Consider the following 15,876-nt stretch of genomic DNA (forward strand, 5'->3'; position numbering starts at 1 on the left):
TCAATAACCCTGTCCTAAAAAACAGGGTTATCGCTATGTGATTAAGGGGGACATACGAATGCGTATTGCAGTAAGCGGAGGCGGAACCGGAGGACATATTTATCCGGCCCTGGCCTTTATTAAAGAAGTTCAGCGCCGGCATCCGGATGTGGAATTTTTGTATATCGGAACAGAGAACGGTCTTGAGAAAAAAATTGTTGAACGGGAAAATATCCCGTTCCGCGCCATTGAAATTACAGGTTTCAAACGAAAACTTTCTTTTGAAAATGTAAAAACCGTCATGCGTTTCTTAAAAGGCGTGACGAAAAGCAAATCATATTTAAAAGAGTTTAAACCGGATGCCGTTATCGGTACAGGCGGCTATGTATGCGGTCCGGTCGTATACGCGGCGGCAAAAATGGGAATTCCGACGATCATTCATGAGCAAAACAGCCTGCCCGGCATCACAAATAAGTTTCTCTCGAAATATGTTAATAAGGTGGCAATTTGCTTTGAAGAGGCAAAATCGCATTTTCCTGCTGAAAAAGTTGTGTTTACGGGAAACCCGAGAGCCTCTGAAGTCGTCTCAATTAAGACAGGCCGCTCATTAACTGAGTTCGGGCTGAAAGACAATCAAAAAACGGTGCTCATTTTCGGCGGAAGCAGAGGCGCGGCTCCCATTAACCGTGCCGTTATAGATATGCAGGAAGAATTGAAAACGAGACCTTACCAAGTGCTTTATATTACCGGGGAAGTGCATTACGAGAAGGTAACGGCTGAGCTGAAAGGCGGAAAAGCCGCTGATAATATGGTGACAAAACCGTTTTTGCACCAAATGCCGGAGTACTTACAATCAATTGATGTCATTGTGGCCAGAGCCGGAGCGACGACGATTGCGGAGATCACCGCTCTCGGCATTCCGAGCGTGCTTATTCCGAGCCCGTATGTGACAGCCAATCACCAGGAAGTCAATGCGAAGGCGCTCAGCCAGCATGACGCTGCGATCGTACTGAAGGAAACCGAGCTCAGCGGAGAAAAACTGATCGCTGCGCTGGACAAAATCGTCATGAATGAAGAAACCTTAAAAGACATGAGTGAGCGGACAAAATCACTCGGTGTTCCGGATGCGGCAGCCAGACTGTACAGTATCATGGAAGACATAAAAAAATAGAGCAAATGGAATGCGGAGGTTTATGATGGAGAACGTAATTCAGGAATTAAGAGACCGCGAAGTCGGCAAAGTGCTGGAACAAGAACCGCTCGCGAACCATACAACGATGAAAATCGGCGGTCCGGCGGACATTTTGATCATCCCCAACCGTGTGGAAGCGGTCAAAGATATTATGGATATTGTGAAAAAACATGATCTGCCATGGACGGTTATCGGCCGCGGTTCAAATCTGCTCGTGCTTGATGAAGGCATAAGAGGAGTTGTCATCAAACTGGGCGCGGGTCTGGATCATTTGGAGATTGACGGTGATCAGGTGACGGTCGGAGGCGGCTATTCGGTCGTCCGGCTTGCGACTTCCATGAGTAAAAAAGGAATGTCCGGTCTCGAATTTGCAGCGGGCATTCCCGGATCAATCGGCGGAGCCGTCTATATGAATGCCGGGGCGCACGGATCTGATATGAGTGAGATTCTTGTGAAAGCCCGTATCTTATTTGAAGACGGCACAATCGAATGGCTGACGAACGAAGAGATGGATTTCAGCTACAGAACGTCTGTTTTGCAGAAAAAACGTCCCGGCGTCTGTCTCGAGGCAGTTCTTCAGCTTGAGCAAAAGGAACGGGAAGCCATTACGGCGCAAATGCAGCAGAACAAAGATTACAGAAAAAATACTCAACCGTATTCAAGCCCATGCGCCGGAAGCATATTCAGAAATCCGCTGCCGAATCATGCCGGAAACCTCGTTGAAAAAGCGGGATTAAAAGGATATCAGATCGGCGGAGCGAAAGTGTCCGAAATGCACGGGAATTTTATCGTCAATGCTGGCGGAGCGACTGCCAAGGACGTTCTCGATCTGATTGAATATGTGAAAAAGACAATCCGTGAGCAGTATGATGTTGACATGCATACAGAAGTTGAAATCATCGGAGGGAATCGTTAAAAGGTTCTCTGATTACATGAGCTCATGTGATATACTTTTAACAAATGTCAAACGGCATCACAGCATGCCGTTTGTTTTTCAATCAGACGAATGTCAAGCTGTTTCATTCTTAGTGAGGTGGACAGGCAGTGAACCCAAATCATGAAAGAGAAAAAATCGTAAATATTGAAGAGCGGATTCCGAAAATCAAAGAGCAGCGGAAACAAAAAGCAAACCGCCGGCTGATTTCATTCATTGTGCTCTTTTTTATGATGGTGCTAATCATCGTGTACTTGCAGATGCCGATCAGCAAAGTGTCTTCTGTCACCGTTTCCGGAAACGAAAACGTGTCTGTAAAAGAGATCAACGCGCTTTCTGATATACATAACGGACAAACCGAGTTCTGGAGTCTGAACAAGAAACAAACAGAAGAAAAGATTGAGCAGAATAAGCTGGTGAAAAAGGCGGAACTTTCAAAAGTATTTCCTAACAAAGTCAGCATTCACATTGAAGAATACAAGACGATCGCGTATCTGCAGCGACATGATGTGTATTATGAAGTGCTCGAAAACGGCACTGTGCTGCCGAACGAAGTCACGCCGGATGACGCGGGCCCGATTTTGGTTGACTGGACAAACGCGAAAAAGCGGGTCAAAATGGCGGAGCAGCTTGATAAGCTTTCCGGTTCGCTTAAGCAGTCGATTTCTGAAATCTATTATACACCGGTAAAAATGGATCAGGACCGGATCAAGCTGTATATGAACGACGGGTATGTAGTTACCGCTTCTATTAAAACGTTTGCCGGCCGAATGAAGACCTATCCTTCTATCGTTTCCCAGCTGGATGGCGGGAAAAAGGGGATTATCCACTTAGAAGTCGCTACGTATTTTGAAGAATTTAACAAAGGTAAATCCGGCAAGAAAAAAGAAAATGATTAATAGTTCTAAAGAACTAATTTAAAGGCGGTTCAAAAGAATCTATTACAATCAGCGGGGCAGCCGATATAACCGATAGCGGAATCATTATGACTATGTTTGTTTTTGCGCGGGATATGGCTGCCGGACAAGCGGAAAATTCTCAATGCAATGGGCGTGTCTTCTGCAGTGAGCATTACATTTGGAATTTTCCTCCTGTTTCTTCTTTTTTCGGATGTTTCTGGCAATATCTATAGCTTTTCTGGAGGTTCATCTTAGTGTAGACTAAGGGAAAGCGGGTATATTTGCATCTGGATTGCACAGTATGACACCGTGACAAGAAATCTTACGGTAAGGTGGGCCGTCTCTAAAAAAATAAAAAAAATGCGATATAAAAGAGGATATACATAGAATATAACGAATAGTTTCATTAAACATAAATTGTGAGAAATCAGATAAGAATTTGTTGATGCTGTTGTTTTTGTTACACACTTGTAAAGCCACATTCATTGTATTGTTGTTCCGCAAATAATAGAATAGAATTTGATCGAAATGTGAGGAGGTGCCATAGAATGAACAACAATGAACTTTACGTCAGTCTTGACATCGGTACGTCCAATACAAAAGTGATCGTCGGAGAAATGACAGATGATTCCCTTAACATTATCGGAGTGGGAAATGTGCCGTCTGAAGGGTTGAAAAAAGGCTCAATCGTTGATATAGATGAAACCGTTCATTCTATAAGAAAAGCGTTTGACCAAGCTGAAAGAATGGTAGGTTTTCCGCTGAAAAAAGCCATTGTCGGCGTTAATGGAAATTATATTCATATTCAAGATACGAACGGCGTTGTCGCTGTTTCCAGTGAAAACAAAGAAATTCACGTTGAAGACGTCCGCAGGGTAATGGAAGCGGCACAGGTCGTGTCAGTTCCGCATGAGCAGCTGATCGTAGACGTCGTTCCTAAACAGTTTATCGTTGACGGAAGAGACGAAATTACCGATCCGAAAAAAATGCTCGGCGTGCGCTTGGAAGTAGAGGGCACGCTGATTACCGGCTCCAAAACGATCTTACATAATTTACTTCGCTGTGTGGAGAGAGCGGGCGTTGAAATTACTGATATCTGCCTGCAGCCGCTTGCGGCCGGTTCGGCGGCTTTGTCAAAAGACGAAAAAAACCTCGGAGTCGCCATGATTGATATCGGCGGCGGCTCGACGACGGTGGCGGTATTTGAACAGGGGCACCTGAAGGAGACAGCCGTCATTCCGCTCGGAGGCGAAAACATCACGAAAGATGTATCGATCGGATTGCGCACTTCCACCGAAGAGGCTGAAAGAGTAAAAAAACAATTCGGACATGCATTCTACGATGAGGCTTCAGAAGATGAAGTATTTGAAGTCACCGTCATAGGAACGAATCAAAAGCAATCTTTTACACAGCAGGAAATTGCCAATATTATTGAAGCAAGAGTGGAAGAGATTCTTGAGATTGCCGCAGCCGAAATTGAGCATATGGGAATTACAGATCTGCCCGGCGGCTTTGTGCTGACCGGCGGACAGGCCGCAATGCCCGGAGTGCTTTCATTGGCACAGGAAGTGCTGAGGCACAATGTAAGGGTCGCAAGCCCGAATTATATCGGTGTAAGAGACCCTCAGTATATGACGGGTGTCGGCTTGATACAATTTGCCTGCCGAAATGCCAGAATTCAGGGAAGAAAAATAGGCTTTCATATGCCGGAAGAAGCCGTGCAGGAAATCGCGGTCTCTCACGAAGAAGAACATCATCAGCGGCCAGAGGCGCAGCAGCGTCCAAAAGCAAAACAAAAAACACAAGCCGAACACAACAAACCGAGCAAAATGAAAAAACTATTAAGCATGTTTTGGGAATAGATTGATAGTCATTCGGCAGATTAGGAGGATTTAGCATGTTGGATTTCGAAACAAACATAGACGGCTTAGCATCAATTAAAGTAATCGGAGTAGGAGGCGGCGGTAATAACGCGGTCAACCGAATGATTGAAAATGAAGTACAGGGTGTAGAGTACATTGCGGTAAACACGGACGCGCAAGCTCTTAACCTGTCAAAAGCGGAAGTGAAAATGCAGATCGGGGAAAAGCTGACCCGCGGTCTCGGAGCGGGAGCGAATCCGGAAGTCGGCAAAAAAGCCGCTGAAGAAAGTAAGGAACAAATCGAAGAAGCGCTGAAAGGCGCTGACATGGTGTTCGTTACAGCCGGAATGGGAGGCGGTACCGGAACGGGAGCCGCACCGGTTATCGCGCAAATCGCAAAGGACTTAGGCGCTTTGACTGTCGGTGTCGTAACAAGACCGTTTACATTTGAAGGAAGAAAACGCCAGCTGCAGGCTGCAGGCGGTATCACGGCAATGAAAGAAGCCGTTGACACACTGATCGTTATTCCGAATGACCGCATTCTTGAAATTGTCGATAAAAACACACCGATGCTTGAAGCATTCCGTGAAGCTGATAACGTGCTTCGCCAAGGGGTGCAAGGTATCTCTGACCTCATCGCGACGCCTGGTTTAATCAACTTGGACTTTGCCGATGTCAAAACCATCATGTCCAACAAAGGTTCAGCATTGATGGGTATCGGGATCGCTACGGGCGAAAGCCGTGCTGCTGAAGCCGCCAAAAAGGCGATCTCCAGTCCGTTACTGGAAGCGGCAATCGACGGAGCGCAAGGTGTTTTGATGAACATCACGGGAGGTACAAACCTGAGCCTCTACGAAGTGCAGGAAGCAGCCGACATCGTCGCTTCTGCATCTGACCCTGATGTCAACATGATTTTCGGTTCAGTTATCAATGAAAATCTGAAAGATGAAATCGTCGTCACCGTTATTGCGACCGGTTTTATCGAACAGGAAAAAGATGACTCAAAACCGCAGCGTCCGACTTTAAACCAAGGATTGAAGTCTCAAGGCCAAAACGCTGCGAAACGTGAGCCGAAACGAGAAGAAACACAGCATCAAAACACGGTGAACCGCCATACATCACAGCCGGCGGATGATGCCCTCGACATTCCTACATTTTTAAGAAACCGCAACAAACGCGGCTGATGTAAAAAAGGACAAGACCACATGGTTTTGTCCTTTTTCTTTTGTGCACAGTCTTCCTTCCTATCCCCGTAATCTACACAGTGAAAAAAGCAACTTTATACCTATGACGAATTGATTGTTTTTTAGTTTCATACGGTTTTCTACAGAATGTGACAATATCTGGATGGAAGATTGTCTACATTTAACGTACAGCATCGAAAATGACAAACGATTCCAATTATGAAGGAGGGATACACATTTTATAGGGCGTTACCAAATAAGGGGGGATACGATTGAAGAAAAAAACGAGAAACAGATTGACAGGCTCCGTTTTAAGCGCGATTGTCGTCAGTTCCCTGTTGTTTCCGGGTGCAGCCGGAGCGAACAGCACACCGGGGGCAGTTTCTTTCACCAAAGATCTTTCTTCCTCTAAGAGCATTCAGCATAAGATTTCCGATTCAGTCAAGAAGCGTTTTGAAAAAAATGATAAAGTCACGTTTCTTATCAAATTTAAAGAGAAAGCCAATACGAAAAAAGCGGTCAAAGAAGCAGAAAAAAACGCCAAGTCTCAATCGCTTTCCGCAGCAAAAACCGAATATCAAAAACGGTCAGCCGTCGTTTCTTCTTTAAAACTGGCGGCTCATGAAGCGCAGCAGAATCTGAAAACATATTTGGAAAAACAAAAAAAGAAAGGCAAGGCTGATCACATCCATTCCTATTATATTGTCAACGGAATGGCAGTCACTGCTTCGAAAGAGGTAATGGAAAAAGCCGCCTCATTTCCTGAAGTAGAAAAAGTTCTTCCGAATGAAAAACGTCAGCTTACTCAACGACAATCAAAAGCTCCTTTTCAAATGAAGAAAAAACAAAAAGAGATCAAAGCAAAGGAAGGCATCGAATGGAATATCAGCCAAATTGATGCGCCGCAGGCCTGGGCCTCAGGATACGACGGAACCGGCACGGTTGTCGCCTCCATTGATACGGGAGTTCAGTGGGATCATCCGGCGCTTAAGGAAAAATACCGGGGTTACGATCCTGAAAATCCCGCAGCGCCGAATCATGAAATGAACTGGTATGATGCCGTGTCCCATAAAGACGCTCCCTACGATGATCTTGAACACGGTACTCATGTAACAGGGACCATGACGGGTTCAGAACCTGACGGCTCAAATCAAATAGGTGTGGCTCCGGGGGCGAAATGGATCGCAGTAAAAGCATTTTCAGATGACGGAGGAACCGATGCCGATATTTTGGATGCCGGTGAATGGGTGCTCGCGCCTAAAGATAAAAACGGCACGCCGCATCCCGAGATGGCGCCGGATGTTGTTAATAATTCCTGGGCAGGCGGTTCGGGAATGGACGAGTGGTACCGCGATATGGTGAATGCGTGGAGAGCGGCAGGGATTTTTCCGGAATTCTCTGCGGGAAATGAAGACTTATTTACACCGGGAGGACCGGGTTCAATTGCAAATCCGGCCAATTATCCTGAAGCATTTGCGACAGGTGCGACTGACATCGACAAGAAACTCGCTGATTTCTCACTTCAAGGCCCCTCACCGTATCATGAAACAAAACCGGACATTTCGGCTCCGGGAGTGAATATCCGTTCTTCGATTCCTGGAGGAACATACGAAGGCGGCTGGGACGGAACTTCAATGGCCGGGCCGCATGTGGCGGCGACGGCGGCTTTGTTAAGGCAGGCGAACGCCTCTATTACGGTCGATGAAATGGAAGACGTTTTGACGCGCACCGCGGAAAAGCTGACAGATTCCGTTTTTCCGGAATCACCGAATAACGGTTACGGCCACGGTCTCGTTAACGCTTTTGATGCCGTTTCTGCCGTAACGGACGGAATCGGAAGCGTAGAAGGCAAGGTCACTTCTGCGGGCGAAGATCACAATCCGCCCAGCTTTCATCATGAACCGGTCTCAGTGGCTTACAAAGGGGCAAACCTTCCGTTAACGGTTACAGCAGAAGACGATGTAAGCGTAACTGAAGTCATCCTTTCCTATCAGTTTGATGAAGGAGAGTGGAAAACGACAGCCGCCGTTCAAAAAAGCGGTGATGAAAAAAAGGGAACATACCAGGCGGAAATTCTGGATGTAACGGGAAGCAAGATAAGTTATAAATGGACCATAAAAGATTTCGGAGGTCACTCTGTAGAATCTGATACGTACCGGGCTGACGTGAAACCGAGCATTACGGCGGGATACAAAGAGGATTTTGAATCACAGCCGGCGGGCTGGTCCAGTTACGGGACACATGACCAATGGGAATGGGGGATCCCGGGTTCAGGGCCCGGCGCCGCATTTTCCGGAGATAAAGTGTATGCGACGAATCTGTCCGGCCCTTATGCCGATTCAGCCAACATGAATTTGGTGATGCCTCCGATTCAAGTTCCGGAAACAGGACGGCTGTTTTTGCAATTTAAAAGCTGGCACAAGCTCGAAGAATTTTTTGATTACGGGTATGTGTTCGTTCTTCCGGAAGGAAAATCAAATTGGGAGCAGGCGGCCGTTTACAATGGTGACTCCGCAGGATGGAACGATGAAGAGGCAGATTTATCTGCGTATAAAGGCCAAAACATAAAACTCATGTTTAATATGCAGTCAGACGAAGTACTGAATGAAGACGGATGGTATATCGATGATGTCCGGCTTTCAAGCAGCTCTCTCGGCAAGGCGGCTAAAAAAAGTAAACACAATAGACAAACACCTCCCGGCCACCTGAAGAAAAAAGCCGTCAGTCCGAAACAGGCCAAACCGGCAGTGAAATCACCCGGAAAAAGAGTAAAACGTGAAACAAACCTCCTGCCTCTCAGAGCGCAAATCAGTGTCGCCGAGACGGGGAAATCCGTATATTCCGACCCTGCAAGCGGAAGCTACAGCCTGTCGCATAAGGCGGGAAGCTATACGCTGAAAGCAGAGGCTTACGGATTTAAGTCCGCTTCGAAACAAGTTTCTATTCAATCAGACAAAACCGCACAGGCAGACTTTACTCTGGAGCAAATGCCGTCCGGCACGCTAAAAGGAACCATCACCAATCAGTCAACAGGCAAACCGGTAAAAGGGGCTGCGCTTTATGTGGCCGAGGATGCCGCAATTGAACCGGCGGTGACAAACGATAAAGGGGAATATTCGCTTAAGGCGTACGAAGGCTCCTACACAATCAAAGTAGCGGCAAAAGGCTTTTACAATAGCGAATTTTCTGTTGACATCAAAGGAGATGCTGAAAAAAACGTCAAGCTTAAGCCGTATATCGGTTATGAAGGGGAAATTGCCTATGATAACGGGACGGAAGAAGCCGCGCTGTCATATTTTAAAGCCGGCAGCAAATCTGCCGTTAAGATGACGCTTAAAGACGGAAAAGAACACGGTATGCTGACGGGAGGCCTTTTTAAATTTTGGGGCGCAGACTGGCCTGATCCGGGAGGTACCGAATTTCAAGCAGAAGTATATGATGCATCCGGCCCCGATGGAGCTCCGGGCAGCAAAATTGCCGGCCCGTTCCAAGCTGAAGCGCTTCGAAACGGAGAATGGACCAAAGTGGATCTCAGCTCAAAAGGAATCGCGGTCGGAAAGGATTTTTATCTTGTGTTCCGCCAGACGAAACCCGATCCTTATACACCTGCCCTGTCATCTGATGACGGCAGTCCGTACTCGAACAGAAACTGGCAATACCTCGACGGCCGCTGGTCTAAAACCGATAAATCAGACGGAAACTTTATGATCAGGGCTTTGGTCGACTACGAAGCTTCTGTGCCTGACATAACGTCGCCTGAAGACCGGTCATTTACAAACAAGAAGTCAATCACGGTGAAAGGAACGGCTTCACCAAAAACCGCTGTCCGTCTTACCAATAACGGTAAAACCGCCGCAGAAACGAAAGCAGATGCAGAAGGCAATTTCCAGGCCGGCGTCACACTCACTAAAGATGCCAATCGGCTGACGGCGGCATCTGTGACAGACAGCGGGTCAACCGATGAGTCACGCCCTGTCATGGTCATACTGGATGAGGATAAGCCGGATGTGACGATTGACAGTCCGGCAAACGGTGATAAAACAAATAAAGAAACAGTGACCGTAAAAGGAAAAGTGCACGACGCCCATTTAAAATGGGTAAAGGTGAACGGAAAAAAAGCTGAAGTAAATAACGGTTCTTATCAAGCGAGAACCCTCCTGGAAAACGGCAGCAATGAGATCAAGGTGACGGCCTCAGATGAAGCGGGTAACAAAACAACGAAAAAGACGGTGATCGATGTCAATTACAATGCTCCCGTCATTTCCGGATTGGTTCCCGGAGCGGATAAGGAATTAAAAGCCGGAGAATCAGTGAAAATCGCTTTTTCAAGCGGAAAGAAATTAGACGCTTCCTTCGTTATCCGTCTGCCTCTGACAAACGCCCGGGCAGGGAGCCAAAACGCAACGGAGCTTCCGCTGAGAGAAATTTCTCCGGGACGATATGAGGGTTACTGGACGGCGACTTCTTCCATCAAAGCAAGCGGAGCAAAAATTGACGTTATCGCTAGAGATGACTACGGAAATGAAACGAGACAGACGGCTAAAGGAAAACTTTATATCAATGAGTAAAACAGAGCGCTGCCAGATCACGGCAGCGCTTTTTTAGTTGAAGCGGACAATAGGAAAGCAACCCTTTCGGCCCTCGACAAATAAAACGGTTATCCCTTAAAAATTGTACTTTACCCTCAACATTAATTGACAGACTTTCCCACAGAGCTTGCTTTATACTTATGAAACAAGAGAGAGAAACAGATATGTAAGACAAAAGAGGAAAGGGGTCAGATGTGAAAATCTATCTGGATGTCATTTGGCTGTTGAACTTTTGTTTTGATTCTCTTTTGCTTTTATTGACCGCCTTTATTTTAAAACGCCAGGTGAAAAAAAGAAGAGTGGCCGCCGGCGGTTTCATCGGGTCAGCCATTGTGCTTCTGATGTTTACGCCTGTTTCTCCCTTTGTGGAGCATCCGGCGGGAAAAATGGCGTTTTCAGTAGTCATCGTGCTTGCGGCTTTTGGCTTTAAACGGTTCCGATACTTTTTTCAAAATTTGTTCGCCTTTTATTTCGCGACTTTTCTCGTCGGCGGGGGAATGATCGGCGTACATTCCCTGCTGCAGACAGAATCAATTGTGCAGCAAGGCGTAATGGTCACAAGCCAGACCGGATTCGGCGACCCGATCAGCTGGATGTTTGTAGTTATCGGATTTCCGGCCATATGGTTTTTTTCGAAAAAGAGAATTGAAGACATCGAGACGAAGTCCATTCAGTACGATGAACTTGTCATGGTGCAGGCGGAATTCAGCGGACAGACAATCCGCGCGAAAGGATTGGTGGATTCCGGGAATCAGCTGTATGATCCGCTGACGAAAACGCCGGTCATGATTCTTCACATTGACAAATTCGCTCCGATTCTCAGCGAAAAGGAAACGGACCTCATCAAATCCGCCAGTCCGCTTGAAGTGATAGAGCGGCTTGATGATTCGTTCCGCCATGCGGATAAGCTGAGGCTGATTCCATACAGGGGCGTCGGCCAGGACAATCAATTTTTACTCTGTTTAAAGCCGGATTACGTCACGATTTTAACAAAAGACGAAATGATCGCTTGTGAAAAATGCCTGATCGGCATCAGCACGAAACCATTATCCGCGGACGGTGAATTTGACGGAATCGTTCATCCGAAGATGCTGACAGGGAAGGCTGTAAAACATGTTTCCTGACGAAAAGTCTGTTATTCATCATACTCAAAACGCGTTGTATTTAGAAGGGGGAGGAAGATGAAAAAACTTAAGCTGCGTCTGACATATTTGTGGTATAAATGGCTGATGAAACTCGGACTGAAAAGCGATGAAGTGTATTACATAGGAGGAAGCGAGGCGCTGCCGCCGCCTTTGTCTAAAGAAGAGGAGCAGGTGCTCTTATTAAAGCTGCCGAGCGGGGATCAGGCGGCGCGGGCCATTCTGATTGAGAGAAACTTACGTCTTGTCGTTTACATTGCCCGCAAATTCGAAAATACCGGCATCAATATCGAGGACTTAATCAGCATCGGCACCATCGGTTTGATCAAAGCGGTAAACACTTTTAATCCGGAAAAGAAAATCAAACTCGCCACCTACGCGTCGCGATGTATCGAAAACGAAATTTTAATGTACTTGCGCCGAAACAATAAAATCCGTTCAGAGGTGTCCTTTGATGAACCGCTGAATATTGATTGGGACGGAAACGAGCTGCTGCTTTCGGATGTGCTCGGCACTGATGATGATATTATTACAAAAGACATTGAAGCCAATGTGGATAAAAAACTTTTGAAAAAAGCGCTTGAGCAATTAAACGAAAGAGAAAAGCAGATTATGGAACTGCGTTTCGGGCTTGTCGGAGAAGAAGAAAAAACACAAAAAGATGTAGCCGACATGATGGGGATTTCACAATCTTATATCTCCCGGCTCGAAAAGCGGATTATCAAAAGACTGAGAAAAGAGTTTAACAAAATGGTGTAAAATTTTTTCCATCTGACAGCCCTTACTGCTGCAAGGATTGCCGTCGCCGGATGTTTATTTCTGTAAAATGGCGGTGCATATTTTTCCCACCCGAGGAGATACTTAACGTTGTACAGCAGCTCCTAGTGGGAGGGAAAAACGTGTCAAGAAATAAAGTCGAAATTTGCGGGGTGGATACCTCCAAATTACCGGTGCTCAAGAATGAAGAGATGAGAAAGCTGTTTAGGCAATTACAGGATGAGGGCGATGATTCAGCGAGGGAAAAGCTTGTAAACGGCAATCTGCGCCTTGTCTTAAGCGTCATTCAGAGGTTTAACAACAGAGGAGAGTATGTTGATGACTTATTTCAGGTCGGCTGCATCGGACTAATGAAATCCATTGATAATTTTGACCTAAGCCATAATGTTAAGTTTTCAACATACGCTGTACCGATGATCATCGGAGAAATCCGCAGATATTTGCGGGATAACAATCCGATCCGCGTCTCGAGGTCGCTTCGCGATATCGCATATAAAGCGCTTCAAGTAAGAGAGCGGTTAATCAGTGAGACAAGCAGGGAGCCGACAGCAGAGGAAATCGCCAAAGTTCTTGAAGTGCCCCATGAAGAAATTGTGTTTGCCCTTGACGCCATTCAGGATCCGGTTTCACTGTTTGAGCCGATTTATAATGACGGCGGCGATCCGATTTACGTGATGGACCAGATCAGTGATGAGCGCAACAAGGATACACAATGGATTGAGGAGCTGGCTCTGAAAGAAGGCATGAGAAGACTGAACGAACGGGAAAAAATGATTTTGCGAAAGCGCTTTTTCCAAGGGAAAACCCAAATGGAAGTCGCTGAAGAAATCGGCATATCCCAAGCTCAGGTCTCAAGGCTTGAAAAAGCAGCCATTAAACAAATGAATAAGAATATCCATCAATAACGGAAAAAGCCTTTAAACCTTGTTTAAAGGCTTTTTTCATGCGATGGTTTACGTTTGCAAAAAAGTGATGTATTCTAATGTGTAAAAGTTTTTAGAAAATTTAAACAAAGTAAACGGGGGAAACTGCAATGATTTTACAGCTGGACAGTGTGTCATTAAAAAGAAACGGGAAATGGATTTTGAAAGATATTAACTGGCGCGTCGAGAAAAACGAAAATTGGGTGCTGTACGGATTAAACGGAGCCGGAAAAACGGCTTTGCTGAATATGTTATGCTCTTATTACTTCCCCACTTCAGGAGAGATGCAGGTGCTCGGCCATCAATTCGGCAAAACAGAGCTCGGTGACAGGCTCAGAAGGAAAATCGGCCTTGTTTCGGCAGGTCTTCAGCACAAATTATATGCCGCGGACTCCGCTTTTGAAATCGCCCTCAGCGGCGCGTACGCCTCAATCGGGCTGTACGAAACTCCGAGTGAGCAAGTAAGGGAAAAAGCGATCGGTCTTCTGAAGGATTTGGGCGCCATCGGTTACGCCGACAGACGGTATGAAACATTATCACAAGGGGAAAGACAAAGAGCGCTGATTGCGCGGGCGCTTATGGCTGATCCGGAACTGCTGATTTTGGACGAACCCGTGACGGGTCTTGATTTTATGGCAAGGGAGCAGCTGCTGGACACGATTACGTCGATCGCCGAAAAAGAAAATGCGCCGTCCATCCTTTATGTCACCCATCACGCTGAAGAAATTCTGCCGGTGTTTGATCAGGCGCTGCTTTTAAAACAGGGCGAGGTGTTCGCCTCCGGGAAAATCAGGGACATGCTTTCTGACGAGCGGCTTACAGCGTTTTTCGATATGCCTGTCAATGTCTTATGGAACAATGGCCGACCGTTTTTAACACGTGCAAAAGAGGCATCATCCGTAAAATAACATAAATTCACCCTGGGGGTGCTGCCATGCGGCTGAGAGAGACGTTTGTCTCAACCCTTAACGGACCTGATCCGGATCATGCCGGCGGAGGGAAGCGGTGAAAAAAGCGGAGGAAGATCCGTTTTTTACCCGTTTCATTTCATGAATGAACGGGTTTTTTGATACAGCCAAAGGGGAGATTTCCAATGCATCAGATTGATATGCTTTTACATCAGGCGGAGAAACGGCGGCACGACTTGATACATATTGCTGAAAGACTGATAGCTTTTCCCACTCCGGCCCCGCCAGCAAGAAATACGGCAGAAGCCCAAAAGTGGGTGGCCGGCTTTTTAAAAGAAACGGGCTGCTCGGTCGATATGTGGGATGTGTATCCGGAAGACCCGAATGTAGTCGGTGTTTTAAAAGGGACAGATTCAAGCAGGCATCAAAGCCTGATTTTAAACGGACACATTGATGTGGCAGAAGCCGGGGGCGAAGACTGGCACTCTGACCCGTTTCAGCCGCTCGTAAAAGACGGCATGCTGATCGGAAGGGGCGCCGCTGATATGAAAGGGGGTTTGGCGTGTGTTCTTTTCTCTCTGAAGCTGATCCATGATGCCGGCATTAAGCTTCCGGGCGACCTCATTGTACAGTCTGTAATCGGAGAAGAAGTCGGTGAGGCGGGGACGCTGGAATGCTGCAAACGCGGCTATCACGCGGATTTTGCGGTTGTCGCGGATACGAGCAGCCTGCATATTCAAGGGCAGGGCGGTGTCATCACCGGCTGGATAGAATTGAAAAGCAAACAAACATTTCATGACGGCATGAGGCGCAATATGATTCACGCGGGCGGAGGCACATTCGGAGCGAGCGCCATCGAAAAAATGGCGAAAATCATCGCTGCCTTGGGAGAGCTGGAGCGCCACTGGGCGGTAACGAAAAGCTATCCCGGCTTTGCGCCCGGCACCAATACGATCAACCCCGCCGTCATTGAAGGCGGAAGACACGCAGCGTTTGTCGCCGATGAGTGCCGGTTATGGATCACCGTCCACTTTTATCCGAACGAAACGCACGAACAAGCAGCTGCAGAAATCGAAGACTATATTAATCGTGTCGCTGACAGTGATCTGTGGCTCAAAGAAAACAGGCCGGTGTTCAAATGGGGCGGATCTTCGATGATTGAAGACAGAGGAGAGGTGTTCCCGGCGCTGGAAATCGACCCGGACCATCCGGCAGTTTCTGTCTTGGCTGCATCACACTCAGCCGTCAATAAACAGGAGCCCGTCATTAATGTTTCCCAAACCGTAACTGACGGAGGGTGGCTTTATCATGCCGGGATTCCGAGCGTCATATACGGTCCCGGCGATTTAAAAAACGCCCACTCCGTAAACGAGGAAGTGTCTGTTGATGAGCTTATGGACTATACGAAAATCATGCTGAGATTTATCCTCGGCTGGTGCAGCCGCAAAAAAGATTGCCCGATGTGACAAGGTTCAGCCCGGCCGTTC

The 15,876-nt window shown here is 46.9% G+C and carries 11 protein-coding genes and 1 riboswitch; all 11 genes read left to right on the plus strand.

The window, feature by feature from the left end; translation table 11 throughout:
- Positions 1-58: 58 nt before the first annotated feature.
- The 11 genes from murG (at position 59) to SB847_RS03355 (ending at position 15,855) form a co-directional block, all read left to right on the plus strand.
- Positions 59-1,150 (plus strand): undecaprenyldiphospho-muramoylpentapeptide beta-N-acetylglucosaminyltransferase, encoded by a 1,092-nt coding sequence (gene murG, locus SB847_RS03305; protein WP_014417719.1) that lies wholly within the window; start codon positions 59-61, stop codon positions 1,148-1,150.
- Positions 1,151-1,175: 25 nt separating this feature from the next.
- Entirely contained in the window at positions 1,176-2,087 is a 912-nt protein-coding gene (murB, locus tag SB847_RS03310) for a UDP-N-acetylmuramate dehydrogenase (RefSeq protein ID WP_101669572.1), read from the plus strand.
- 128 nt (positions 2,088-2,215) lie between these two features.
- Positions 2,216-3,004, plus strand: coding sequence for a cell division protein FtsQ/DivIB (locus SB847_RS03315; RefSeq protein WP_007409710.1), 789 nt, complete (start codon positions 2,216-2,218; stop codon positions 3,002-3,004).
- A gap of 548 nt (positions 3,005-3,552) precedes the next feature.
- Positions 3,553-4,866 carry a cell division protein FtsA gene (ftsA, locus tag SB847_RS03320; RefSeq protein WP_003154425.1) on the plus strand — a complete coding sequence of 438 codons (1,314 nt, stop codon included), beginning with the start codon at positions 3,553-3,555 and terminating at the stop codon, positions 4,864-4,866.
- Between the two features lie 35 nt (positions 4,867-4,901).
- Positions 4,902-6,050 (plus strand): cell division protein FtsZ, encoded by a 1,149-nt coding sequence (gene ftsZ, locus SB847_RS03325; RefSeq protein ID WP_044801395.1) that lies wholly within the window; start codon positions 4,902-4,904, stop codon positions 6,048-6,050.
- Positions 6,051-6,322: 272 nt separating this feature from the next.
- Positions 6,323-10,618, plus strand: a complete 4,296-nt coding sequence (locus SB847_RS03330; RefSeq protein WP_101669571.1) for a S8 family peptidase — start codon at positions 6,323-6,325, stop codon at positions 10,616-10,618.
- A 215-nt stretch (positions 10,619-10,833) separates the two neighbouring features.
- Positions 10,834-11,763 (plus strand): sigma-E processing peptidase SpoIIGA, encoded by a 930-nt coding sequence (gene spoIIGA, locus SB847_RS03335; protein WP_101669570.1) that lies wholly within the window; start codon positions 10,834-10,836, stop codon positions 11,761-11,763.
- Between the two features lie 57 nt (positions 11,764-11,820).
- Positions 11,821-12,540, plus strand: a complete 720-nt coding sequence (gene sigE, locus SB847_RS03340) for an RNA polymerase sporulation sigma factor SigE (protein ID WP_007409714.1) — start codon at positions 11,821-11,823, stop codon at positions 12,538-12,540.
- A gap of 140 nt (positions 12,541-12,680) precedes the next feature.
- Complete coding sequence (sigG, locus tag SB847_RS03345) at positions 12,681-13,463, plus strand: RNA polymerase sporulation sigma factor SigG (RefSeq protein ID WP_003154420.1); 783 nt, start codon at positions 12,681-12,683, stop codon at positions 13,461-13,463.
- A gap of 128 nt (positions 13,464-13,591) precedes the next feature.
- Entirely contained in the window at positions 13,592-14,389 is a 798-nt protein-coding gene (locus SB847_RS03350) for an ABC transporter ATP-binding protein (RefSeq protein ID WP_007611292.1), read from the plus strand.
- 4 nt (positions 14,390-14,393) lie between these two features.
- Positions 14,394-14,499, plus strand: a riboswitch (TPP riboswitch).
- Between the two features lie 75 nt (positions 14,500-14,574).
- A complete protein-coding gene (locus SB847_RS03355; RefSeq protein WP_410562369.1) occupies positions 14,575-15,855 on the plus strand; it encodes an acetylornithine deacetylase in 1,281 nt (426 codons plus the stop codon).
- The last annotated feature ends 21 nt before the right edge of the window (positions 15,856-15,876 follow it).

This window comes from Bacillus sp. SIMBA_026, assembly GCF_046535335.1.
Taxonomy (GTDB): Bacteria; Bacillota; Bacilli; order Bacillales; family Bacillaceae; genus Bacillus; species Bacillus velezensis.

Coding starts and splice junctions, on each gene's coding strand:
- murG (WP_014417719.1), top strand. CDS start 59: ATGCGTATTGCAGTAAGCGGAGGCGGAACCGGAGGACATATTTATCCG.
- murB (WP_101669572.1), top strand. CDS start 1,176: ATGGAGAACGTAATTCAGGAATTAAGAGACCGCGAAGTCGGCAAAGTG.
- ftsA (WP_003154425.1), top strand. CDS start 3,553: ATGAACAACAATGAACTTTACGTCAGTCTTGACATCGGTACGTCCAAT.
- ftsZ (WP_044801395.1), top strand. CDS start 4,902: ATGTTGGATTTCGAAACAAACATAGACGGCTTAGCATCAATTAAAGTA.
- sigE (WP_007409714.1), top strand. CDS start 11,821: ATGAAAAAACTTAAGCTGCGTCTGACATATTTGTGGTATAAATGGCTG.
- SB847_RS03350 (WP_007611292.1), top strand. CDS start 13,592: ATGATTTTACAGCTGGACAGTGTGTCATTAAAAAGAAACGGGAAATGG.
- SB847_RS03355 (WP_410562369.1), top strand. CDS start 14,575: ATGCATCAGATTGATATGCTTTTACATCAGGCGGAGAAACGGCGGCAC.